A 22,622-nucleotide genomic window follows, 5' to 3' on the forward strand; every position below is an offset into this window, starting at 1 on the left:
GTCCTCGTCGGCTATTTAGTTGTAAGCTTCCGCGCTAACACTAAATAGCCGCAGGGCTGGGCGCAAACCCTGTATTTCAGGCTGTTTTTCAAGGAGGCGAGGCAAATGTTTGAAATCGTTGAGAAGGTCGCAACCGGAACGATCATCAAGGTGGTCGGTGTCGGCGGCGCGGGCGGCAATGCAGTGGATCACATGATCCGCGAGGGCGTGCAGGGCGTGGACTTCGTCTGCGCCAACACCGATGCCCAGGCGCTGTCCCGCAGTCTTGCACAGAAAAAGGTGCAGCTCGGTGCAACCGGTCTGGGGGCTGGTTCCAAACCTGAAGCCGGCCGTGTTGCGGCCCAGGAGTCGCGCGAAGAGATCGCCGCGGCCCTTGAAGGCGCGCACATGTGCTTCATCACGGCGGGCATGGGCGGTGGTACCGGTACCGGCGCGGCGCCGGTCGTGGCCGAAATCGCCAAGGAAATGGGCATTCTTACCGTTGCCGTGGTCACCAAACCATTCGATTTCGAGAATCGCTTCCGTGTAGCCGAGAGCGGTGTCGAAGAGCTTGCCAAGCAGGTCGACTCGCTGATCGTGGTGCTCAACGACAAGTTGCTCGAGGTGTTCGGCGACGATGCAGGTTTCGAGGACTGCTTCCGCTCCGCCGATAACGTGCTGAAGAATGCGGTTGGCGGTATCGCCGAGATCATCAACGTGCCGGGCCTGGTCAACGTCGATTTCCAGGACGTGCGTACCGCGATGGCCGAGATGGGCCGCGCCATGATGGGCTCCGCCGAGGCCGAGGGCATGGATCGCGCCCGCATCGCCGCGGAACAGGCTGCGGTCAGTCCCTTGCTCGAGGGCACCGAGCTTTCCGGCGCCCGCTGCGTGCTGATCAACATCACCGCGAGCCGTTCGCTGAAGATGTCCGAAGTTCGCGACGCAGTGAAGACCGTTCAGGCCTTTGCTGCGGAAGAAGCCTTCGTCAAGTACGGCACGGTCTTCGAGGAATCAATGGGTGATCGCATCCGCGTCACCGTGGTCGCGACTGGTCTCGGCCTGCCGCGCGTCGCCAAGCAGCCGGTGATGCAGGTGGTGGCCGGTACCGGTACGTACGGTCCCAATGGCGGTGCGGTCGATTACGGCAATCTTGACGTACCGGCGGTGATTCGTACCGGACGTCGTTCGGCGGTCGAAGCGATGAGCGCCAACGGCGTAGGCACCTACGATATTCCGGCCTTCCTGCGCAAGCAGGCCGACTGAGCCCACAGTCGTCTCGCCCGACGGGCGCCCGGCACAGACGTCGCCTCCGTCTGTGCCGGGCGCCCGTGTCGCTTTGCGGCGCGTCCGATGGTCGTGAACTATGGTAAGCATAGGTCTGGCCGGAAAAGGGTGCGTGTTAGACTCAGGACGTCTTTTCGAGAGCTTTCAGAATGATCCGCCAGCGCACGCTGAAGTCCATCGTTACCACCACCGGGGTGGGCCTGCATGGGGGCCGCAAGGTCAATCTGGTGCTGCGGCCCGCTGCGCCGGATACCGGTATCGTCTTTCGTCGTGTCGATCTCGATCCGCCCGTCGATCTCCCCGCCGACCCGTATTCGGTCGTCGATACGCGGATGTGCTCGGGTCTGCAGCAGGGGGCCGCGAAGGTGGGGACCGTGGAGCATCTCATGTCCGCGCTGGCTGGTCTGGGAATCGACAACCTTTACGTCGATGTCGATGCGGAGGAAATCCCGATCCTCGACGGCAGCGCCGGCCCGTTCGTCTTTCTGCTGCAGTCGGCCGGGATCGAAGAGCAGAAGGCGCCCAAGAAGTTCATGCGTGTGAAGAAGACCGTCGAATACCGCGAAGACGACAAATGGGTGCGGCTTGATCCACATGACGGCTTCAAGCTCGAATTTTCGATCGTGTTCAATCACCCTGCGATCGACAAGACCGGGACCTCCGTGGTCGTCGATTTCGCCGAGCAGGCTTACGTGCGTGACGTGGCACGCGCGCGCACTTTCGGATTCATGCAGGACGTCGAGTTCATGCGCTCGAACGGACTCGCGCTCGGTGGCAGCCTCGACAATGCGATCGTGATGGACGAATACCGGGTGCTCAACAGCGATGGGCTCCGTTACGCCGACGAGTTCGTCAAGCACAAGGTGCTCGACGCGATCGGTGACCTTTACCTGTGCGGGCATCCGCTCCTCGCCGCCTACTCGGCTCACAAGGCGGGGCATGCACTCAACAACCAGATCCTGAGGGTCCTGCTCGAGGATCGCAGTGCCTGGGAGATCGTCTCTTTCGAGAGCGACAAGGCAACGCCGCCAGCCGTGGCGAGGCTGTTCCAGCTGCAACTGGCCTGATGCTGATCCTGCGCCTGCTGGCCGTTCTGGCGGCGATTGGCATCGTGCTCAGCGTCGGGGCCTTTTTCCTGAAGGGTGAGCGGCGTTATCTCGACCTGGCATGGCGGATCTTTCGCTACGCCTTGATCGTGGCGCTTGTCTTCTTCGCGCTGATTGCCCTGGAGCGGGTCCTCGTGCCTCTCGTCTGACTGGCGTCAATCGCCGCGGCTTTGTCGGACGAAACGGCCAAGCGCTGCTCGCAGCGGCGAATTTTCCGGCAGCGTTTCTGCCAACCTGTTCATGGCCTCGAACGACGGCGCAGAGACGTGACGCTGGACCGCGGGTGGTTCGGGCCGATAATCCGGCATTGCAACCCTGACCCGCAACTCTGACAGAAGCATGCCTTCTCCATGCAGGGCACGCAGGATGCCCGGAGCGAGCTGCCGCAACTTTGCCGCGACAGCACCGCTGGCAGTGTGGATCACCAGTACGTCCTGCCTGATGTTCGCCACGTGACAGCTGTTGCGCAGGTGCTCCGGCAGCGCGCGTTGCACTGCGGAGTCAAGGCGCAACAGCCGCTCGGCGTGGTCCCGCAGCCGGGCGAGCGGATCAGCCTGTCCGATATAGCGTTGCAGTGGGGTGCTCATCTTGCGGGGGTCCCGGGTTTGAAGTGTCTGGCGCGAATGAGGCAGGGCCTTGCGCGGAAGGCTGCTGGCGGACGAGGCATTGGGTGCCGACCGTGCTTGATCTCGCGGTCGGCCGGAACGCTTCCGAAGCCCCTTCTGCCCCGCATGATAATATGCGCGCTTTGCGAAAAGACCCTTTGCCCACGCCATGATTCCTGGTCTTCTGAAAAAGATCTTCGGTAGCCGCAATGACCGGCTTGTCCGTCAGTACTCCCAGACCGTGCGTGCCATCAACGCACTCGAACCGGAGATCGAGAAGCTCAGCGACGAAGCGCTGAAAGCCAAGACCGACGAGTTCCGCAAAAGGGTCGCCGACGGGGCCTCGCTCGACGACCTGCTGGTGGAAGCCTTTGCCGTTGTCCGCGAGGCGGGAAAGCGTGTCCACGGCATGCGCCACTTCGACGTGCAGATGATCGGGGGCATGGTGCTGCACAACGGCAAGATCGCCGAGATGCGCACCGGTGAGGGCAAGACCCTGACCGCGACGCTCGCGGTCTACCTCAACGCGCTGTCGGGCAAGGGCGTGCATGTCATCACGGTCAACGACTACCTGGCGAGTCGTGACGCGGACTGGATGGGCAGGATCTACCGCTTCCTGGGTCTGAGCGTCGGCGTGAACCTCTCGCAGATGCCCCATGCTGCGAAGCAGGAAGCCTATGCCGCGGATATCACCTACGGCACCAACAACGAGTTCGGTTTTGACTATCTGCGCGACAACATGGTCTACACGACCGGCGAACGGGTCCAGCGCACGCTCAATTATGCGATCGTCGACGAAGTCGACTCGATCCTCATCGACGAAGCGCGGACCCCGCTGATCATCTCGGGGCAGGCGGAAGACCACACCGAGCTCTACGTGAAGATGAATCAGGTCCCCCCGATGCTCAAGAAGCAGGAAGGTGAGGGGGATGACGTCACCGATCCGGGCGACTACACCGTGGACCTCAAGGCCCACCAGGTGTTGCTCACCGAGGACGGACACATTCACGCCGAGGAAATTCTGGCGCGCCTCGGCATGCTGGCCGAGGGCTCGAGCCTCTATGAGCCTGCCAACATTTCGCTCATGCACCATCTCTATGCCGTGCTGCGCGCGCACGCGCTGTATCACCGCGACCAGCAATACGTGGTGCAGAACGGTGAAGTGGTGATCGTCGACGAATTCACCGGTCGCCTGATGGCAGGCCGGCGCTGGTCGGACGGCCTGCACCAGGCCGTCGAGGCCAAGGAGGGGGTGAAGATCCAGGCCGAGAACCAGACGCTCGCCTCGATCACTTTCCAGAACTATTTCCGCATGTACGGCAAGCTCGCCGGCATGACCGGCACCGCTGATACCGAAGCCTACGAATTCCACCAGATCTATAACCTCGAAACGGTGGTGATCCCCACCAACCGGCCGATGGTCCGCAAGGATGAGAACGATCTGGTCTATCGCACGGCCAAGGAAAAATTCAACGCGATCATCGACGACATCCGCGACTGCCACACCCGTGGACAGCCGGTGCTGGTCGGTACCACCTCGATCGAGAACTCCGAGCTGCTGTCGGGTCTCCTGACCAAGGCCAAGCTGCCGCACCAGGTGCTCAATGCCAAGCAGCATGCCCGTGAGGCCGAGATCGTGGTGCAGGCGGGGCGGCCGGGCGTGGTGACGATTGCCACCAACATGGCCGGTCGTGGTACCGACATCGTGCTTGGCGGTAATCCCGAGCGCGAAATTGCGGTGCTGAACGAGGACGAATCGATTCCCGAGGCCGACAAGGGTGCTCGCATCGCCGCGCTGCGCGACGAATGGAAAAAGCTGCACCAGCAGGTGCTGGAGGCTGGCGGCCTCAAGATCATTGGCACCGAGCGCCACGAATCCCGCCGCATCGACAACCAGCTGCGTGGCCGTGCCGGTCGTCAGGGCGACCCGGGCGCCAGCCGTTTCTACCTGTCTCTCGAAGATCCGCTCATGAAGATCTTCGCCGGCGAGCGTCTCAACGCGATCATGGTGCGTCTCAAGATGCCCGAGGGCGAGGCCATCGAGGCGGGCATGGTGACCCGTTCGCTCGAATCGGCGCAGCGCAAGGTCGAGCAGCGCAACTTCGATATCCGCAAGCAGCTGCTTGAATACGATGATGTCTCGAACGACCAGCGCAAGGTGATCTACCAGCAGCGCAACGAGTTGCTCGCCACCGAAGACATCTCCGAGACCATCACCGCGATGCGCCAGGGCGTCATCTACGACACCTTCCGCACCTATGTACCGGAGGAAAGCGTCGAGGAGCAGTGGGAGATCGCTGCGCTCGAGCAGGCGTTCGAGTCCGAGTTCCAGCTCCGGGTGCCGGTTGGCGAGTGGATCAAGGCCGAGCCCGCGCTGGACGACGAAGAGATGCTCAAGCGCATCCTCGCGGCAGCCGACGAGACCTACGCAGCCAAGGTCGCGATGGTGAACCTCGAGGCGTGGCATCAGTTCGAGCGCAACGTGATGCTGCAAAGCCTGGACACACACTGGCGCGAGCACCTGGCGGCGCTCGACCACCTGCGTCAGGGTATCCACCTTCGCGGCTATGCCCAGAAGAACCCCAAGCAGGAATACAAGCGCGAAGCCTTCGAACTCTTCGAAAGCCTGCTGCAGCTGGTGCGCTCCGAGGTCACCAAGCTGCTCATGACGGTGCAGATCCGCACCGAAGAGCAGCTTGAGGAAACCGAGCCGCCACCCGCGATGGAGAACGTCCAGTACCATCATGCCGACTACGACGAGGCGCTTGGCAGCGGGCAGGCCGATGACGGCAGTGGCGCGCAGCCGGTGGTCAACGCGGGCCCGAAGGTCGGCCGGAACGATCCCTGTCCTTGCGGTTCGGGCAAAAAATACAAACACTGTCACGGCAAGCTGAGCTGACGGCGGAGCAAGCGGTGAAGACGAAGGGGCGCTCGTGGGGGCGCCCTTTTCCGTTCACTGTCGCAGCGTTCTCGACCGGGCGGGCCGTCCTTCAGGTGCGGCTCAAGCCGGCGCCCCGGATGTCGTAAGTTCCCTCATGTATCCCGATCTCGATTTCGACCTGCCCGATGCGCCGAGGACCGCCCTGCCACGCGATGCCGCGGGCTGGGTGACCCATATCCGCGACAACGACATGCCGGCCTTCGGTGCCACGGTAGCGAGCGTGCGCCAGGTTACGGACGACGATCGGGCGTCGGCCCAGCGCCTGGCCCAGGTCATCCTGCAGGATGCGGCGATGACCACCAAGGTGCTCAAGCTTGCCAACAGCGCGCTCTACAATCCGGCACGCCAGAGCATCAGCACGATCAGCCGGGCCATCGTCGTGCTTGGTTTCGATACGGTTGCTGAGATGGCGCTCGGTATCCGTCTTGTCGATACGCTGCTGGCCGGCGGGGTGCGCGAACGTGTCGTGGAGGGTATGGCGCACAGTTTCCACGCAGCGGTTCAGGCCCGCGGCCTGGCCGTGCAACTCGGAGACGCACGCGCCGAGGAGATCTTCATCGCCGCCTTGCTGGGGCGGGTTGGCGAGATGGCGTTCTGGTGTTTCGGTGGCACGGCCGCAGTGGAGCTGGATGCGGCGCTGCGCGAACCGGGCGTCGTTGCCGAGGAAGTGCAGCAGCGCGTGCTCGGCTTCCGTCTGCGCCAGCTTACCAGCGGATTGGTTCGCGAATGGCGTCTGGGTGCGCTGGCGCAGTCGGTCGCCGATGGCGGCACGCACGGATCCCGCAGTGAACAGCTGGTGGTGATGTCGCACAGGATTGCCGAGGCCGCCGAACAGGGATGGGAAACCGCGTCGTCGCGCGCAACGCTGGCCGCACTCTCGAAGATGACCGGCATGGAGCGCGAGGACCTTGCGCTGCGCCTGTCCTCACGGGCAGAAGAGGCGGCTTCGATTGCGGCCGGCTATGGTGCCGCAGAGGCTGCGCGACGAATTCCCGGCAAGGTCTCTCTCCCCGAAGACGATATGGCGGCCGGAGATCTTCTCGTCAGGGCCGACCCGGTGCTTCAGCTTGGCATTCTCCGCGAACTGTCCCAGCTGATCTTCTCGCACGGCGCGATCAATGACGTGATGCACCTTGCCTTGGAGGGCATCTACCGATCGGCGGGTTTCGAACGGGTGCTCTTCGCGCTGGTCAATCCGGCCCGTACGCAGATCGTTGCAAAGGCGGGGCTTGGGCGTGGCGCGGACGCGCTCTGTCAGCAGTTCATTTTTTCGCTCGATTTCGCAGTCGCAGATTCCTTCCGTGAGGTGCTGCAGCATCGTCGGGCGATCTGCCTGGCCGGCGACGGGCAGACATCCGACGCTCGTCTGCGTCGCATTGTCGGCGACGCCGTCTGCTGTCTCGCGCCGATCGTCGCGACGGGGCGCGCGGTGGGCCTCTTCCTCGGCGACCGTGGCGGTCTGGATCATGCCGACGACGAGAGCGCCCATGCGTCGCTGGTCCATTTTGCGCAGCAGGTCAGCCTGGCCCTGGGACAGGGTGCGCCGGCCCGCTGACAGGGGCGCGCCCGACGGATCGACCTGCGTCGCCCCGCGGCACGAGAGGCGAATCCGGTATCATTCCCGCTCGCATCCGCACGTTCGACCACCGGACGTCAAGGGCACTCCGTGCCGGATGCCAACCGTCATTAGAATGAGGTCGCTTCATGCCAGTCAATCTGAGCCCCCCCCTGCCTGACAGTCTGCACCCGGTCGCTGGGGTGCGCCTCGGTGTTGCCGAAGCCGGAATCCGCAAGGCCAACCGCAAGGATGTGACCCTGGTCGAACTCGCGGCAGGCAGCAGGGTTGCGGGGGTTTTCACCACCAACCGTTTTTGCGCTGCTCCGGTGCAGGTGTGCAAGGCGCATCTCGCCGAAGGGGGCGGGATTCGCGCACTTGTGGTCAATACCGGAATCGCCAATGCCGGCACCGGCGAGCTGGGCCTGGCGAACGCGCGGCAGACCTGTGAGTCGGTCGCGGCATTGCTGGGCACCGATGCGACGGCCGTGCTGCCGTTTTCCACCGGTGTGATTCTCGAGCATCTGCCGATGGATCGGCTCACCGCCGGCCTGCCTGCGGCACAGCGCAACCTGCGTGCCGATGGCTGGTTTGATGCAGCGCACGCGATCATGACGACCGACACCATCGCCAAGGCGGTGTCGCGCAAGGTGGAGATTGGCGGCGTGGCGGTCACCCTGACCGGCATGTCAAAAGGCGCCGGCATGATCAAGCCCAACATGGCAACCATGCTCGGTTTCCTTGCGACCGACGCAGCCATTTCGCAATCCCTGCTCGATGGGCTGGTCAAGGAGGCGGCCGGACTTTCGTTCAACGCGATCACCATCGACGGCGATACTTCCACCAACGACAGCTTTATCCTGATTGCCACCGGCTGCGCTGCAAATGCCGAGATTACCGATGCGGCTTCGGCCGACTACAAGGTGCTTCGCAGCGCGGTCATCGAACTGTCGATCGAACTCGCCCAGGCAATCGTCCGCGACGGCGAAGGTGCTACCAAGTTCATGACCCTTGCCATCCAGGGTGGTGCGAGCCGCGAGGAGTGCCGCAAGGTGGGCTACGCGATTGGTCACTCGCCGCTGGTGAAAACCGCCTTCTTCGCTTCGGACCCCAATCTGGGACGCATCCTGGCGGCAATCGGCTATGCCGGGATCGACGACCTCGATGTATCGAAGATCCGCGTCTGGCTCGCAGCCGGGAGCGAGGAGGTGCTGGTCGCCGAAGCCGGCGGTCGGGCGGCCTCCTACGTGGAGGAGGCCGGGGCGAGGGTGATGAAGTCGTCCGAAATCACGGTGCGGGTCGATCTCGCGCGGGGTGACGCCGCGGTCACGATGTGGACCTGCGACTTCAGCTACGACTACGTCAAGATCAACGCCGATTACCGCAGCTGAGATTGTCGGGGGTGAACACCGCGGTCATCTTGATGTCGAACCGGTGACTTGTTCGATCGGCTAGACTGAGCGGCTGGCACTGCCGGCCGTACCCGGGATCACATGATGCGTAAAACCCTCCGTCGTTACCTGCCAACGCCCGACAGCATGCGACGCAGCCGCATGCTGCGGCCCATGGCTGGCTGGCTGGAGCGGCACGGCAACTGGCAGCTCAGTGCCCAGTCGGTGGGGCGGGGCGTTGCGCTCGGACTCTTTTTCGGCTTCCTGATCCCGGTTGCTCAGGTTGTCTTTGCGGTCGTGGCCGCACTGTTCCTGCGGGCCAATCCGCCGGTCGCCGCGCTTGCGACGCTGGTCACCAACCCCTTCACCTTTCCGTTCGTCTACCTGCTGGCCTATCGTATCGGCAGGGTCTTCATCGAGGCCCCGCCGGGGTCGGCTCAGCACGCGGCCGCGGTCGGTCAGGCCCAGCTTGCGGGTGCTCTGGAGTCATTTTCCGCGTTCTGGCAGTGGATCTCCGGCGTCGGCCAGCCGCTCGCCGTCGGTTTGCTGATTCTGGCAGTCAGCTCGGCAGTGCTCGGCTATCTTGCGGTGCTCGGCATCTGGCGAATGCAGGCGATCCTGCGCCTGCAGCGTCGCCGAAAGAACCGACGCGCGGTGTGAGTCGAGGTGGGCAGCGCCGGGTGGGCTCAAGTGCGTCGGTTCAATCCCAGGCGCCTGAACCACCCGCCGGCCAGTACCGGCTCATCCCACGCCAGTTCCAGTTCTGGTGCGTGCGCCAGCAAGTCCTCGAAAACCACGTCCATGCGCGTTGCGACGCGGCGCGACAGGGGATTGAGCAGGCGCCGCAGGCGGGCGGGTTCGCCGCGTTTGAGGAATTTGTCGAACACTAGCAAATGCCCGCCGGGGCGCAGGATACGCGCGGTTTCGAGCAGACATTGACCGGGGTTCGGCACGACCGCGAGGATCAGGTGCAATATCGCGCAGTCGAAGCTGTGATCCGCAAACGGCAGCCGCATCGCATCGCCCTGGATCGGCCAGTAGGTGTGCTTGCCGGCCCTTGGTCGGCTTCGCTGCAGCATCGCTTCGGTCAGGTCGAGGCCCACGTATTCATGCCCGGACGGCAGGTGCGGCAGATCCAGCCCGGTGCCGACGCCGCTCACCAGTACCTTCATGGGCGGCTTGTCGGCCAGCCATGCTGCGCTGGCCGAACGGGCACTGCGCGTGGCGGCAGCGACGACCGCGTCGTAGAACGGAGCGATGAGGGTGTAACTTCGGCGCAGCGACATCAGGGCCGGGCAGCTACCGGACGCCTCAATGCAGGACTCTCGGTACCGCCAGGGTGAATTCCGGGATTACCGCATCGAATCGGGTGCCGTCGTCGGCGGTCATCTGGTAGGTGCCCCGCATGACCCCTACCGGCGTTGCGAGGGCGCAGCCACTGGTGTACTCGAACTGCCCTCCGGGATTCAGTTCCGGTTGCTCGCCAACGACGCCCATGCCGCGCACTTCCTGTTCGTCGCCGTCGCCATCGGTGATGATCCAGTGGCGGCTGACCAGTTTCGCACCGACCGTTCCAGCGTTCTCGATGGTGATGTGGTAGGCGAAGACGTATCGTCCTTCTTCGGGTGCCGATTGTTCCTCGATGTACTGCGCTTCGGCGGAAACCCGGATGTCGTACTTGGTATTGTTGTTCATTTTTCTACCCTGTTGGGACGCTGGCGTTCTGCCCGCAATTCGATTGAAGCGGAAACCCGGCGCTTGGGCAAGCCATGATGTTTGCCAAAGCGTGATTTCCGCCTTCGTCCGAGTCGCGCGTAGAATCCCTGTCCTGTCAGTCACCGGAGTCCATCCATGTTCCGCATCGCCCCCAGTCTGCTTTCTGCCGATTTCGCGCGGCTTGGCGAAGAGGTCAGAAACGTCGTTGCATCCGGTGCCGACTGGATCCATTTCGATGTGATGGACAACCATTACGTGCCGAACCTGACGATTGGCCCGCTGGTGTGCGAGGCAATCCGGCCGCACACGGAGGCGCCGATCGACGTGCACCTGATGGTCAAGCCGGTCGATCGCATCATTCCCGACTTTGCAAAGGCAGGGGCCAACGTCATCACTTTCCATCCGGAAGCCTCGGAGCATGTGGATCGCAGCCTTGGCCTGATCCGTGACAGTGGCTGTCTGGCCGGGCTGGTGTTCAACCCGGCGACGCCCCTGTTCTGGATGGACCATGTGATGGACAAGCTCGATGTCGTGCTGCTGATGAGCGTCAATCCGGGCTTCGGCGGGCAGAAGTTCATTCCCGGCACTCTCGACAAACTGCGCGAAGCCCGCGCCCGGATCGACGCCTATGCCGAGCGCAGTGGTCGTCAGATCCTGCTGGAGATCGACGGCGGGGTTAAGGTCGACAACATCGGCGAAATCGCAGCTGCTGGAGCGGATACCTTTGTTGCCGGCTCGGCGGTTTTCGGTGCCGCGCGCATTGAAGACCCCAACCGTTACGACTCGGTGATCGGCGCGCTGCGGACACAACTGGCGGAGATCAGGACGTGAGCAAGCAGTACGAAATCCGCGCGGTGTTGCTCGATCTCGACGGCACCCTGCTCGATACCATCCACGATCTCGCCGAGGCGGCCAACCGCACCCTGGCCGAACTCGGCCGGCCGACCCGCAGCGTCGCAGAGATCCACAGTTTCGTCGGCAAGGGCATTCCGAATCTGGTTCGGCGCTGCCTCGGCGGGGACGGCCCGGTAAGCGACGTGGACATGGAAATGGCGCTGCCGGTCTTCCGACGCCATTACGCCTTCGTCAATGGCAGCCAGACCCGCATCTATCCGGGCGTGGTCGAGGGCCTTGCCGAGATGCGGGCGATGGGTTTCGCCCTTGGTTGCGTGACCAACAAATCCGGCGAATTCACCATGCCGCTGCTCGAACGCATGGGTATCGCCGATTTCTTCGGTGCGGTGATCAGCGGCGATACCCTTCCGGTGAAGAAACCCGATCCCGCGATGTTGCGTCATGCCTGCGACCGGCTCGGTGTCGGCGTGGCCGATGCCCTGATGGTCGGCGACTCGGAGAACGATGCGCTGGCTGCGCGTGCCTGCGAGATGCCGGTGCTGCTGATGACCTATGGCTACAGTGAAGGCAAGCCGGTGGACAGCATTGAATGCGATGGGCTAGTATCGTCGCTTTCCGAGGTCGTGCCAATGATCCGTCTGCGGCGCACCGGCCGGTAAATCCAACCAGAATTCGTATCGTGACTCTTCAGCAGAAGCTTTTCGACAAGGAGATCGCAGCGGCCCGCGCCCGGGCGTTCACGGGGCGCGGCTGGTGGTCATGGCGTGCCGCCTGACCTGCTGCGATTGACGGGCGAATGCCCGTGATAACCTAGAAAAACAGATGCTTACGGAGTCTTCATGCTTGAGACCGAATTCAACGCGCTGGCTGCGCAGGGCTACAACCGCATCCCGGTGACCCTCGAGACCTTCGCGGATCTCGATACCCCGCTTTCGATTTACCTGAAACTGGCCAACGAGCCCTACACCTACCTGCTCGAATCGGTGCAGGGTGGCGAGCGCTTCGGCCGGTATTCGATGATCGGACTGGCCGCCTCGACCCGGATCGAGGTCTATGGCCGTTCGGCACTGCTGCTCACCGGCAACCGTCTCGTCGAACGTCGTGACTATGGCGATCCGCTCAATTTCGTCGCCGAGGTGATGGAGCGGATCAAGGTGCCGGCGCGCGAGAATCTGCCGCGCTTCTCGGGCGGACTGGTCGGCTGTTTCGGCTACGACACGGTGCGCTACATCGAGCCGCGGCTGGCCGGGACCGACAAGGCCGATCCGCTCGGCACGCCCGACATCCTGCTGCTGCTGTCTGAAGAGATCGCCATCGTCGACAATCTTTCGGGCAAGCTCACGCTGGTAGTCTATGCCGAGCCCGAGGTGCCCGGCGCCTACAAGCGCGCACGCAAACGTCTTCGCGAACTGCTCGCCAGACTCCGTGCGCCGGTACCGATTCCGGCCGAGGTCGTGGCCGAATCGCAGGATGCGGTGTCGAGCTTCGGCGAGACCGAGTTCAAGGCGGCCGTGCAGCGCGCCAAGGAATACATCGTCGAAGGCGATGTCATGCAGGTGGTGCTGTCACAGCGCATGAGCAAACCCTTTGCCGCCAGCCCGCTGTCGCTGTACCGCGCGATCCGCACCCTGAATCCCTCGCCCTACATGTTCTTCTTCAATTTTGAGGATTTTCATGTGGTGGGTTCGTCCCCGGAGATCCTGGTGCGACTCGAGGACGGCGACGTCACCGTGCGGCCGATCGCCGGCACCCGCAAGCGGGGTAGCTCGGCCGCGGAAGACCTGGAGCTGGAGCAGGATCTGCTTTCCGATGAAAAGGAACGTGCCGAGCATCTGCAACTCCTCGATCTCGGGCGCAACGACTGCGGGCGGGTGGCCGAGATCGGTACGGTGAAGGTCACCGAGCGGTTCACGGTGGAGCGCTACTCGCACGTGATGCATATCGTCTCCAACGTCGAGGGTCGCCTGCGCGAGGATCTCAACGCGCTGGCCGTGCTGCGTGCAACCTTCCCGGCCGGGACGGTATCGGGCGCACCGAAGGTGCGGGCGATGGAGATCATCGATGAACTCGAGCCGGTCAAGCGCGGCATTTACGCGGGCGCTTCGGGCTATGTCGGTTTCCACGGCGATATGGATCTGGCGATCAACATCCGTACCGCGGTGATCAAGGACGGCGTCATCCATGTGCAGGCGGGCGCCGGCATCGTGGCCGATTCCGACCCCGATTCCGAATGGCAGGAAACGCAGAACAAGGCCCGCGCGATGCTGCGCGCGGCCGAGATGGCGGAAGCCGGGCTCGATACCCGCATCGACTGACGACTGTTCGAACGCCCCCCCTTTAACTGGAGGCAGGCATGATCGACTACGCCCTCGAGTACTGCTGCAGACCGCGTTCCCCCGAAGGCTGTCCGTCCTCGTGTCGGATCGGCGCGGGCGGGCTGGTGCGACCATGAATCGCGCGCGGGTGATTCTCACCGTGGCGCCCAATGGCGCTCGCCGCACCAAGCGTGAGCACGGTGCGGTGCCGCTCAGCACCGAAGAGATCGTCGCCACGGCACGTGCCAGCCGCGCGGCCGGGGCGTCGATCCTGCATCTGCACGTGCGCGACGGCGAGGGCATGCACAGCCTCGATATCGCCCGTTACCGCGAAGCCTACGACGCCGTACGCGCGGCGTGCGACATCTGCATCCAGCCGACGACCGAGCGCGGGAGCAGTTTCACGCCGGACGACATGATGGCGGTGCAGCGCGCCCTCGCCCCGGAGATGATCACCCTCAACCTGAATGAACTGCTCGATCCCGACGACGATGCCCAGATCGCGCGGGGCCGCGATTTTCTGAGTGAGATCGCGTCGGCCGGGACGGTGCCGCAATATATCGTCTACGACTGGACCCAGCTGCAGACCCTACAACGCTGGTGGGAGGCGGGCTGGGTTCCCCAGCGACGGCCTTTCGTGCTGCTGGTGGCGGGCCGCAACGGTACCAAGGCGGGCAGCCCGCGCGACGTGCTGGATTATCTACCGGTACTGCCGGGCGAGTGGCGCTGGGGCGTGTGCGCCTTCGGACCTCACGAACTGGCCTGCGTGACCCAGGCGGCACTGGCCGGCGGGCACTGCCGGGTCGGCTTCGAAAACAACCTCACAACCGCCGATGGGCGTCCCTTGCGCGACAACGCCGACCAGGTCGGCAGGCTCGCGCGGCTGCTGAATGAACTGGGCTTCGGCCTTGCTTCCGCGGCGGAAGTGCGCGAGGTTTTTGGAATGAAACCCTACAAGGCCGGCTGAGCGCCGGCGGGATGAAAGACATGCTACTGATGATCGACAACTACGATTCCTTCACCTATAACTTGGTGCAGTACTTCGGAGAGCTTGGCGCCAAGGTCAAGGTGTTCCGCAACGACGAAATCACCCTCGAGCAGATCGAGATGATGAAGCCCGATCTGCTGGTGATCTCGCCCGGGCCGTGCTCGCCCGCCGAGGCGGGCATTTCGGTACCCGCGATCAAGGCCTTCGCCGGCCGCATTCCGCTGCTCGGCGTTTGCCTTGGTCACCAAAGCATCGGCGCCGCCTTTGGCGGCAAGGTGGTGCACGCCAAGCGCCTGATGCATGGCAAGACCTCGCCGGTGATCCATACCGACGTCGGCGTGTTCCGCGGGCTGCCCAGCCCGCTGACCTGCACCCGCTATCATTCGCTCGCGGTTGAACGCGAGAGCCTTCCCGACTGTCTGGAAGTGACGGCATGGACCGAGGACGGCGAAATCATGGGCATGCGCCACAAGACCCTGGCGGTCGAGGGCGTGCAGTTCCACCCCGAATCCATTCTGACCGACGGTGGTCACCGGATGCTGCAGAACTTTCTTGAACAGTCCGTCGCGACCGCCTGAACGGAGAATACGATGAGCATTACCCCCCAGGACGCCCTGCAACGCACGATTGAACACCGCGAGATCTTCTTCGATGAAATGGTTTCGCTGATGCGCCGCATCATGGCCGGCGAGATCTCGCCGGTGATGACCGCCGCGATCCTCGCGGGCCTGCGCACGAAGAAGGAAACCATCGGCGAGATCGCCGCCGCGGCCACGGTCATGCGCGAGCTCTCGACCAAGGTGGTCGTGCCGCCGCCCAACGACAACTTCCTCGACGTGGTCGGCACCGGTGGCGACGGCGCCAATACCTTCAACATCTCCACCACCACCGCCTTCGTGGCCGCCGCCGCCGGGGCGCGGGTGGCCAAGCACGGCGGGCGCAGCGTGTCGTCCAGCTCGGGCAGCGCGGATGTGCTCGAGTCGCTGGGCGTGAACCTCGCCCTGAGTGCCGAGCAGGTCGCCGAATGCATCGACGAGACCGGCATCGGCTTCATGTTCGCCCCCAACCACCACAGCGCGATGAAGAACGTCGCGCCGGTGCGCAAGGAACTGGGCGTTCGCACCATCTTCAACATCCTCGGCCCGCTTACCAACCCCGCCGGCGCGCCCAACACGCTCATGGGTGTCTTCCACCCGGACCTGGTCGGCATTCAGGTGCGCGTGATGCAGCAGCTCGGTGCAAAGCACGTGATGGTGGTCTATGGCCGCGACGGCATGGACGAAGTGTCGCTCGGCGCGGCGACCATGGTCGGCGAGCTCAAGGATGGCGAGATCCGCGAATACGAGATCCATCCCGAGGACTTCGGTCTGGCGATGATGTCGAGTCGCAACCTTGCGGTAGGGAGCGCGGACGAGTCCAGGGACGTGGTCATGGAGGTGCTCTCCAATCGCCCGGGTCCGGCGCTCGAGATCGTCGCCTTCAACGCCGGCGTGGCGCTCTATACCGCCAACATGGTGGCCGACATCGGCACCGGTATCGAACGCGCGCGCGAAGTCATCGCCTCCGGCGCGGCGCGTGCCAAGGCCGAGGCCTTCGCCGCCTGTACCCGCAAGTTCAAGTGAGCCGCCGATGAGTGACATCCTCGACAAGATCCTTGCCACCAAGCGCGATGAAGTGGCCGCTGCGCGCAAGGCGCAGCCCGACGCCGTGGTGCGTGACCGCGCCGCGGCCGCGCCGCCAGCGCGCGATTTCGTCGGCAGCCTGCGCGCGAAGCTCGCCGCCGGGCAGTCCGCAGTCATCGCCGAGATCAAGAAGGCGAGCCCTTCGAAGGGCATCATCCGGGCCGATTTCAGGCCTGCCGAGATCGCCGCGTCCTACGAGGCCGGTGGCGCCGCCTGCCTGTCGGTGCTGACCGATCGCGAATACTTCAAGGGTGCCCCGGAATACCTGCAGGCCGCCCGCGCCGCCTGCACGCTGCCGGTCCTGCGCAAGGATTTCCTGGTCGATCCCTACCAAGTGTACGAAGCTCGAGCGATGGGCGCCGACGCGATCCTGTTGATCGTCGCCGCGCTCTCGCTGGCGCAGATGCAGGAGATGGAAGGCATCGCCCGCAGCCTCGGCATGGCGGTCCTAGTCGAAAGCCACGACGCGGGCGAACTCGATGTCGCGCTGCAACTCGAGACGCCGCTGATCGGCATCAACAACCGCAACCTGCGCACCTTCGAGGTGTCGCTGGATACCACCATCGACCAGCTCGAGCGCATTCCTGCGGGGCGCATCGTGGTCACCGAGTCCGGCATCCTCGCCGCCGCCGACGTGGCGCGGATGCGCGGCCATGGGGTGAACGCCTTCCTCGTCGGCGAGGCCTTCATGCGCGCCGATGATCCGGGGCGTGCGCTTGGGGTGCTGTTCGCTTGATCGGTCATGGCTGAGGCGCCGCAGGCTCCGCAGGAACGGCTGCCCACCGCGCCGCGCGGCCGTTTGCGCTGGCGACGCTGGCTCGCCGGTTTCGTGCTGGCGCTGGTGCTCGTGCCGGTGCTGCTGGCGGCCGTCCTGTTCTACGCCGACAGCGGTTTCAGGACGCTTGCCGGTCTGGCCGGGCGACTGAGCGGCGGCATCGTGCAGATCGACGCGCCGGCGGGGCGCCTGGCGGACCAGCTGTCGATCGGCCGGCTGCGGCTCGCCCTGCCGAACCTGCGTGTTGAGGTCGAGCAGCTCTCGCTCGACTGGCGGCCGCTCGAACTGATCGATCGCAAGCTTGGCATCGCGCGACTCTCCGTGGGTTCCGTGGTGCTCAGCTCGGCCCCGAGCGACGCGCCGGCGAGCCTGCCGGCGACGCTCGAGCTGCCGCTCTCGATCAAGGCCGACGAGATCGTTGTGGGCCGGCTGCAGATGCTGGAGTGGTCCGAAGACGCTGCGGTGGCCGGCGGCGAGACCTTGCTGGTGGAAAACATTCGCGGCAGCCTCGAGAGCGACGGCAAGCATCATCGGTTCACCGGGCTCGAAGCAAAGACGCCCTTCGGCGCCGCACGCCTCGCCGGCAGCATCGACGGCGCCACGCCCTTCGCGCTCGAGGCCAGCGGCAGCCTCGCCGGCGAGCGCGACGGGCGGTCGTATTCGCTGGCGCTCGCCGCCAATGGCTCACTCGAGGCGCCGCTTCTGGCGCTCAAGGCCGACGGGGCGGGGCTGTCCGGCAGCGCACAGATCGAGGCCAGCCCGTTCGCCGCGGTGCCGCTCAAGCGTGCGCAGATCCGCCTCGGCGAGATCGACCCTTCGGCCTTCAATGCCTCGGCACCTGTGGGCGCCTTCATCGTCGAGGCTGACCTGCGGACCCGTGCCGGCGAGGGCGCGACGCCGCGGCCACCGGAGCAGTGGGAGGTCGAAGGCCCGATCCGCATCGAAAACCGGCGCCCGGGACCTTACGACAAGGGGCATGTCCCGCTGTTGTCGCTGTCCGGCCGGCTTGGCTGGTCGGCCGGCAAGCTGAGCGCCGAAGAGCTCGATATCCGCCTGCCCGACAAGGGGCGTATCGAAGGTCGCATCGCCTGGCAGCCCGGTGGCGAAGATCCGCTCGGCTCGCTTGCCGCTGCGCTGCAGCTGGCCGGGGTGAATGCCGCCGCGCTCGACGGCCGGCTGCCCGAGACCCGCGCCGCCGGCAAGATCGATGCGGACGGTGACAGCGCCGGCCAGACGCTGGTTGCGAGCCTGCGCGATGCAGGCTTCGCGCTCGATTTGAAGGCCGCCCACGCCGCGGCGAAGCTGACTATCGAGCAAGCCCTGCTGAGCCGTGGGCGTGCCCGGTTGAGTGCCACCGGGAAGCTCGATCTGGAGGGCAAGCGGCCATTTTCGGCGCAAGCCACGCTGACGCACTTCGATCCGCAGGGCTTCCAGAAGGACGCACCGACCGCTGACCTTAACCTGGATCTCGAGGCCAGCGGCGAGTTCGCCGATGCGCCGCTGGCCTCGGTGCGGTATGTCTTCGCACCAAGTACTTTGGCCGGTCGCGCGCTGTCGGGCGAGGGGCGCTTCGCGCTGAGTGGCAAGCGGCTTTCCGACAGCCGCTTCTGGCTCGCCCTGGCGGGCAACCGTCTCGATGGCAGCGGTGCCTGGGGCGGTGGTGGTGACACGCTTGCGCTCAATCTGGATGCGGCCAACCTGGGTGGGCTCGCCAAGGGCTATGACGGCCAGGTCAAGCTCGACGCGAAGCTGCGGGGCACGCTCGAGGCGCCCGCCGGCGAAATGGAGCTCAGTGCCAGCGAGCTGCGTTTGCCGGAGGGTGTCGAGATGACCGGCGTGAACGCCCAGGGCAGCCTGCGAGACGGCCTCGATGGTGCGATCGCCTTCGCCGCCGGTGTCGGCGAGATCCGCCGCCGCAACCCGGATCGCACGGTGACGCCCCTGCTCGAGCGCGCCTCGCTGACGGTGGACGGTCGTCGCGGTGCCCACGTCGTGGAACTCGATGCCGCGCTGGCCGAAGGCAATGCCGTCGCCGCGCGACTCGAGGGTGGCCTCGACGCGGGCATGCGCTGGGTCGGACAGCTCACGCGCCTCAAGACCGCCGGACAGGTGGCGCTCGAACTGCAGGCGCCGGCAAGTCTCGAGGCGTCGGCAGATGCGGTGGCGCTCGGTGCGGCCGAGCTGCACTCGGGCGAGGGTCGGGTGGTGCTCGAGCAGACGCGCTGGAGCCCCGCCGAGATCATCGCCCGCGGCCGCATGTCCGGCCTGCAGATCGGATTGGTGCGCGATGCCTCGGGCAAGGCCCGGCGCGGGCCGGGCGAGTTGCGCCTCGGTGGCGAGTGGGATCTGCGACTGGGCGAGCGGATCAACGGCCTGGCGCGTCTCTATCGGGAGTCGGGCGATCTGGTGCTGGTTGGCGATTCGGTCGCGCGCCTCGGCCTCCAGCGCTTCGAAGCGGTATTGTCGGCCAACGATGGACGGCTCGCCCTGAGCGTCGATGCCGAGGGCGACCAGCTCGGCAAGCTGGCCGGTTCGGCCACCGCCATGTCGGAGCGCTACCAGGGTGGCTGGCGCCTGGTGCCCGGTGCCGCGCTGCTCGGCTCAGGGGATCTGGCGATGCCCTCGATCGGCTGGCTGGGGCCGTTGGCGAGCGCCAACATGCGTACCGGTGGCAGCGTCAATGCCCGCTTCTCGCTGTCGGGAACGCCAGAAAGACCGGTGGCGACAGGTTCGATCAGCGGCCGCGATCTTGCGGTCAATCTCGCCGATCAGGGTGTGCGCCTTTCGGGAGGCTCGCTCGAGGCGAACTTCGACAAGGATCGCCTGCGCCTGGAGCGCCTCGAATTCATATCGCCGAATCGCGTCACCCCCAGGGACGGACGGCTGCCGCTGCAGCGCATCGTTGCCACGCCGGGGAAACTCAATGCCAGCGGGGAGGTCTCGCTTGCCGATGGGAAGGGGCGCTTTGGCTTCACCGCCGACCGCTTGCCCCTGCTGCAGCGGCCGGACCGTTGGCTAGCGGTGAGCGGTAGCGGCGAGATCGACAGCGGCTGGAACTCGGTGGATCTGCAGGCGCGCTTCAAGGCCGATGCCGGGTCGATCGTGATCGGCGATGCGCCGCCGCCTTCGCTCTCCGACGATGTGGTGATTCTCGGTGCGACGGCGCCTGCCGGCGGACCATTCAAGGTGTCCGCGCGGGTCACCATCAATCTCGGTGATGCCTTCTATGTCAGCGCGCTGGGGCTCGACACGCGCCTCGCCGGCGAGCTGCTGATCGTCGCTCGTGACGGTCTGCCGCCGAGCGCGACCGGCCAGATTTCGACCGTCGGCGGCGTCTTCGAGGGCTACGGCCAGAAGCTCGAGATCGAGCGTGGCCTGGTGAGCTTCCAGGGGCCGCTGGAGCGTCCGGCGCTCAACATCGTGGCCTTGCGCAAGGGCCTCGAGGTGGAGGCCGGGGTGGCGATTACCGGCACTGCGCGCCGGCCGCGCGTTCGCCTGGTGTCCGAGCCGAACGTGCCGGATCCGGCCAAGCTGTCGTGGATCGTGCTCGGACGGGCGCCGGACGAGAGCAATGGCGCGGACCTTGCCCTGCTCATCCCGGCCGCGCAGGCGCTGCTTGGCGGAACGGGCGGCGGCATCAGCAGCCAGTTGGCGGGCAGTCTCGGGCTTGACCAGATTTCGATCGGTCAGGGTGATCTCAACAGCGTGAGTCGCGGCGCCACCAGTTCGGTGGTCGATTCGGGCTCGCGGGTAAGCAGCGAAGGCTCGGTGAGCGGGCAGGTGGTCACGCTCGGCAAGCGGCTGTCGGCGGAAGCCTTCATCTCCTTCGAGCAGTCGCTGGTCGGCGCCGCCAGCATCGTCAAGCTGTCCTACCAGTTGAGCCGGCGGGTTTCGGTGGTGGCGCGCGGCGGTACCGACAACGCGGTCGACATGTACTACACCTTCGTTTTCCGATGAGATCGTCCGTCGGGACTTGATCTGTGTCGTGGAAATTGTCGGGTGAGGTGGTGCAGGGTCGGGTTTTTCACCCCCGGACCCCACGCCCATGGACCCAGCCCGCCCGCAACCCCGCCACGTCTCGCCCACCGCAATTGCCGCTTCGCTGCGCGAAGGCTGGGCGATGCTGCGCGCTGTCGGTTTTCCGGCCTACGCCTTCGGCGGTCTCTTCGCCCTCGTTGGTACCGTGCTCGTGTGGGGCCTGCAGGTGATCGGACTTGCACCACTCACGCTGCCGGTGGTGGGCGGGTTCCTGTTGATCGGGCCGGTCTCGGCGGCCGGCTTCCTGGCGCTTTCACGGGTCGCCCGCGGCGGCGCACGTGCGCGCCTGATCGATCTGCGCGACGGCTTTCTCGGTGCGTCGCGCGAAGTCTGGGTGATGGCCCTGCTGTGCGTGTTCCTGTTCCTGATCTGGATCACCGACGCGGGCACGCTGTACAGCTTCATGATCGGCGAGCGCAGCCATGGCCTGGTCGCCATTCTCCCGCTGACCGAGCGCACCCTGCACTACATCCTCGGATCGGGCCTCATGGGGGCCGGCCTGGCCTCGATCGTATTCGTCGTCACCGTGCATGGCGTCCCCTTGCTGATCGCCCGGCGGACCGCCCTGGTCGGGGCTGTCGGCTGCAGCGTCAGGGCGGTGTTCTCGGCTTTTCCGGCGCACTTGCTGTGGGGTCTGCTGATGGCCCTGGTGGTCATGACGTCGGTCCTCGTGCCGCCCCTGCTGGCGCTGGTGCTGCCACTCTTCGTTTATGCTGGCGAGGCTTTCCATCGCCGGGTGTTTCCGATGGAGGAACATGGCCTGCCCGCACATGCGCCGGCCGATGGATGAGTCGGACGAGAGGATATGAACGATACGACCTTGCAGGAAAGCGGGATCGCGATTCTCGCCGGCGGCTGCTTCTGGTGCCTCGAGGCGGTATTCAAGGAAGTGGCCGGTGTGCATGCTGTGCAGCCCGGTTACATCGGCGGCCAACTGCCGGAGCCGACTTACCGGCAAGTATGCGGCGGCGAGAGCGGCCACGCCGAGGCGGTCAAAATCGTCTTCGATCCGCAGCGGATCGAATATCGCAGCCTGCTCGAGATCTTCTTCGCGATTCACGATCCCACCACGCGGGATCGGCAGGGCGACGATGTCGGCCCGCAATACCGTTCGGCGATCTTCGCGCTCGACGACGGGCAGGCGCTGATCGCGCACGAGACGATTGCCGCCCTCGGGGCCGCACGGGCCTTCGGTGCCCCGGTGGTGACCGAGGTGGTGCCGGCAACGCACTTCTGGCCCGCAGAGGATTACCACCGCGACTACTTCGCGCACAACCCGAAGCAGCCCTATTGCCAGCGGGTGGTGGCGCCGAAACTCAACACCTTCCGCCAGAAATTCACGCGCTATCGTCGTCTATGAGGGGCGCGCACGGCCGTACGTGCGACGAA

General features: G+C 65.2%; 20 protein-coding genes. 17 read left to right on the plus strand and 3 right to left on the minus strand.

From position 1 onward, the window contains the following. Positions 1-105: 105 nt before the first annotated feature. The 3 genes from ftsZ to GQB03_RS18145 all read left to right on the plus strand — a co-directional run bounded on the left by ftsZ (position 106) and on the right by GQB03_RS18145 (position 2,521). Complete coding sequence (gene ftsZ / locus GQB03_RS18135; protein ID WP_159692380.1) at positions 106-1,245, plus strand: cell division protein FtsZ; 1,140 nt, start codon at positions 106-108, stop codon at positions 1,243-1,245. A gap of 170 nt (positions 1,246-1,415) precedes the next feature. Continuing rightward, entirely contained in the window at positions 1,416-2,333 is a 918-nt protein-coding gene (gene lpxC / locus GQB03_RS18140) for a UDP-3-O-acyl-N-acetylglucosamine deacetylase (protein WP_159692382.1), read from the plus strand. Then, entirely contained in the window at positions 2,333-2,521 is a 189-nt protein-coding gene (locus GQB03_RS18145) for a hypothetical protein (RefSeq protein ID WP_159692384.1), read from the plus strand. The genes lpxC and GQB03_RS18145 overlap by 1 nt, the downstream gene beginning before the upstream one ends. Before the next feature lie 6 nt (positions 2,522-2,527). Here the strand turns inward: GQB03_RS18145 and GQB03_RS18150 are convergent, their stop codons facing one another. Beyond that, positions 2,528-2,959: a DUF721 domain-containing protein gene (locus tag GQB03_RS18150; protein WP_159692386.1), complete on the minus strand. Its 432-nt coding sequence runs from the start codon at positions 2,957-2,959 to the stop codon at positions 2,528-2,530. Positions 2,960-3,146: 187 nt separating this feature from the next. Here GQB03_RS18150 and secA point away from each other — a divergent pair, with 187 nt between their 5' ends. From secA to GQB03_RS18170, 4 genes are all read left to right on the plus strand, one after another. Then, complete coding sequence (gene secA / locus GQB03_RS18155) at positions 3,147-5,876, plus strand: preprotein translocase subunit SecA (protein WP_159692388.1); 2,730 nt, start codon at positions 3,147-3,149, stop codon at positions 5,874-5,876. A gap of 136 nt (positions 5,877-6,012) precedes the next feature. After that, entirely contained in the window at positions 6,013-7,473 is a 1,461-nt protein-coding gene (locus GQB03_RS18160) for an HDOD domain-containing protein (RefSeq protein WP_159692390.1), read from the plus strand. A 149-nt stretch (positions 7,474-7,622) separates the two neighbouring features. Beyond that, entirely contained in the window at positions 7,623-8,864 is a 1,242-nt protein-coding gene (argJ, locus tag GQB03_RS18165; RefSeq protein WP_159692392.1) for a bifunctional glutamate N-acetyltransferase/amino-acid acetyltransferase ArgJ, read from the plus strand. Positions 8,865-8,969: 105 nt separating this feature from the next. Further along, positions 8,970-9,524: a DUF2062 domain-containing protein gene (locus GQB03_RS18170; RefSeq protein WP_159692394.1), complete on the plus strand. Its 555-nt coding sequence runs from the start codon at positions 8,970-8,972 to the stop codon at positions 9,522-9,524. A gap of 26 nt (positions 9,525-9,550) precedes the next feature. On the opposite strand, the gene GQB03_RS18175 is transcribed toward GQB03_RS18170, so the two are convergent. Then, positions 9,551-10,150 carry a class I SAM-dependent methyltransferase gene (locus GQB03_RS18175; RefSeq protein ID WP_159692396.1) on the minus strand — a complete coding sequence of 200 codons (600 nt, stop codon included), beginning with the start codon at positions 10,148-10,150 and terminating at the stop codon, positions 9,551-9,553. Positions 10,151-10,175: 25 nt separating this feature from the next. Then, positions 10,176-10,559, minus strand: a complete 384-nt coding sequence (apaG, locus tag GQB03_RS18180; RefSeq protein WP_159692398.1) for a Co2+/Mg2+ efflux protein ApaG — start codon at positions 10,557-10,559, stop codon at positions 10,176-10,178. A 156-nt stretch (positions 10,560-10,715) separates the two neighbouring features. Between apaG and rpe the strand changes: the two genes are divergently transcribed. The 10 genes from rpe (at position 10,716) to msrA (ending at position 22,593) form a co-directional block, all read left to right on the plus strand. Beyond that, entirely contained in the window at positions 10,716-11,411 is a 696-nt protein-coding gene (gene rpe, locus GQB03_RS18185; protein WP_159692400.1) for a ribulose-phosphate 3-epimerase, read from the plus strand. After that, the gene (locus GQB03_RS18190) at positions 11,408-12,094 is read left to right on the plus strand and encodes a phosphoglycolate phosphatase (RefSeq protein ID WP_159692402.1); all 687 of its coding nucleotides are present in this window, start codon (positions 11,408-11,410) and stop codon (positions 12,092-12,094) included. The genes rpe and GQB03_RS18190 overlap by 4 nt, the downstream gene beginning before the upstream one ends. 180 nt (positions 12,095-12,274) lie before the next feature. Further along, positions 12,275-13,750, plus strand: a complete 1,476-nt coding sequence (gene trpE, locus GQB03_RS18195; RefSeq protein ID WP_159692404.1) for an anthranilate synthase component I — start codon at positions 12,275-12,277, stop codon at positions 13,748-13,750. 133 nt (positions 13,751-13,883) lie between these two features. Further along, the gene (locus GQB03_RS18200) at positions 13,884-14,717 is read left to right on the plus strand and encodes a BKACE family enzyme (protein ID WP_159692406.1); all 834 of its coding nucleotides are present in this window, start codon (positions 13,884-13,886) and stop codon (positions 14,715-14,717) included. 20 nt (positions 14,718-14,737) lie between these two features. After that, entirely contained in the window at positions 14,738-15,316 is a 579-nt protein-coding gene (locus GQB03_RS18205) for an anthranilate synthase component II (protein ID WP_159692454.1), read from the plus strand. A gap of 12 nt (positions 15,317-15,328) precedes the next feature. After that, complete coding sequence (gene trpD, locus GQB03_RS18210) at positions 15,329-16,360, plus strand: anthranilate phosphoribosyltransferase (RefSeq protein ID WP_159692408.1); 1,032 nt, start codon at positions 15,329-15,331, stop codon at positions 16,358-16,360. 7 nt (positions 16,361-16,367) lie between these two features. Beyond that, complete coding sequence (trpC, locus tag GQB03_RS18215; protein WP_159692410.1) at positions 16,368-17,156, plus strand: indole-3-glycerol phosphate synthase TrpC; 789 nt, start codon at positions 16,368-16,370, stop codon at positions 17,154-17,156. A gap of 6 nt (positions 17,157-17,162) precedes the next feature. Continuing rightward, positions 17,163-21,152 carry a translocation/assembly module TamB domain-containing protein gene (locus GQB03_RS18220; RefSeq protein WP_159692412.1) on the plus strand — a complete coding sequence of 1,330 codons (3,990 nt, stop codon included), beginning with the start codon at positions 17,163-17,165 and terminating at the stop codon, positions 21,150-21,152. A gap of 88 nt (positions 21,153-21,240) precedes the next feature. Next, positions 21,241-22,023, plus strand: a complete 783-nt coding sequence (locus GQB03_RS18225) for a DUF2189 domain-containing protein (RefSeq protein ID WP_159692414.1) — start codon at positions 21,241-21,243, stop codon at positions 22,021-22,023. Between the two features lie 15 nt (positions 22,024-22,038). After that, positions 22,039-22,593 (plus strand): peptide-methionine (S)-S-oxide reductase MsrA, encoded by a 555-nt coding sequence (gene msrA, locus GQB03_RS18230; protein ID WP_159692416.1) that lies wholly within the window; start codon positions 22,039-22,041, stop codon positions 22,591-22,593. The last annotated feature ends 29 nt before the right edge of the window (positions 22,594-22,622 follow it).

The sequence above is a fragment of the Cognatazoarcus halotolerans genome (genome assembly GCF_009800965.1).
Taxonomy (GTDB): Bacteria; Pseudomonadota; Gammaproteobacteria; order Burkholderiales; family Rhodocyclaceae; genus Cognatazoarcus; species Cognatazoarcus halotolerans.

Bases quoted from the DNA above. Each gene is read 5' to 3' on its own strand.
- ftsZ (WP_159692380.1), top strand. From the start codon at position 106: ATGTTTGAAATCGTTGAGAAGGTCGCAACCGGAACGATCATCAAGGTG.
- lpxC (WP_159692382.1), top strand. From the start codon at position 1,416: ATGATCCGCCAGCGCACGCTGAAGTCCATCGTTACCACCACCGGGGTG.
- GQB03_RS18145 (WP_159692384.1), top strand. From the start codon at position 2,333: ATGCTGATCCTGCGCCTGCTGGCCGTTCTGGCGGCGATTGGCATCGTG.
- GQB03_RS18150 (WP_159692386.1), bottom strand. From the start codon at position 2,959: ATGAGCACCCCACTGCAACGCTATATCGGACAGGCTGATCCGCTCGCC.
- secA (WP_159692388.1), top strand. From the start codon at position 3,147: ATGATTCCTGGTCTTCTGAAAAAGATCTTCGGTAGCCGCAATGACCGG.
- GQB03_RS18160 (WP_159692390.1), top strand. From the start codon at position 6,013: ATGTATCCCGATCTCGATTTCGACCTGCCCGATGCGCCGAGGACCGCC.
- argJ (WP_159692392.1), top strand. From the start codon at position 7,623: ATGCCAGTCAATCTGAGCCCCCCCCTGCCTGACAGTCTGCACCCGGTC.
- GQB03_RS18170 (WP_159692394.1), top strand. From the start codon at position 8,970: ATGCGTAAAACCCTCCGTCGTTACCTGCCAACGCCCGACAGCATGCGA.
- GQB03_RS18175 (WP_159692396.1), bottom strand. From the start codon at position 10,150: ATGTCGCTGCGCCGAAGTTACACCCTCATCGCTCCGTTCTACGACGCG.
- apaG (WP_159692398.1), bottom strand. From the start codon at position 10,559: ATGAACAACAATACCAAGTACGACATCCGGGTTTCCGCCGAAGCGCAG.
- rpe (WP_159692400.1), top strand. From the start codon at position 10,716: ATGTTCCGCATCGCCCCCAGTCTGCTTTCTGCCGATTTCGCGCGGCTT.
- trpE (WP_159692404.1), top strand. From the start codon at position 12,275: ATGCTTGAGACCGAATTCAACGCGCTGGCTGCGCAGGGCTACAACCGC.
- GQB03_RS18200 (WP_159692406.1), top strand. From the start codon at position 13,884: ATGAATCGCGCGCGGGTGATTCTCACCGTGGCGCCCAATGGCGCTCGC.
- GQB03_RS18205 (WP_159692454.1), top strand. From the start codon at position 14,738: ATGCTACTGATGATCGACAACTACGATTCCTTCACCTATAACTTGGTG.
- trpD (WP_159692408.1), top strand. From the start codon at position 15,329: ATGAGCATTACCCCCCAGGACGCCCTGCAACGCACGATTGAACACCGC.
- trpC (WP_159692410.1), top strand. From the start codon at position 16,368: ATGAGTGACATCCTCGACAAGATCCTTGCCACCAAGCGCGATGAAGTG.
- GQB03_RS18220 (WP_159692412.1), top strand. From the start codon at position 17,163: ATGGCTGAGGCGCCGCAGGCTCCGCAGGAACGGCTGCCCACCGCGCCG.
- GQB03_RS18225 (WP_159692414.1), top strand. From the start codon at position 21,241: ATGGACCCAGCCCGCCCGCAACCCCGCCACGTCTCGCCCACCGCAATT.
- msrA (WP_159692416.1), top strand. From the start codon at position 22,039: ATGAACGATACGACCTTGCAGGAAAGCGGGATCGCGATTCTCGCCGGC.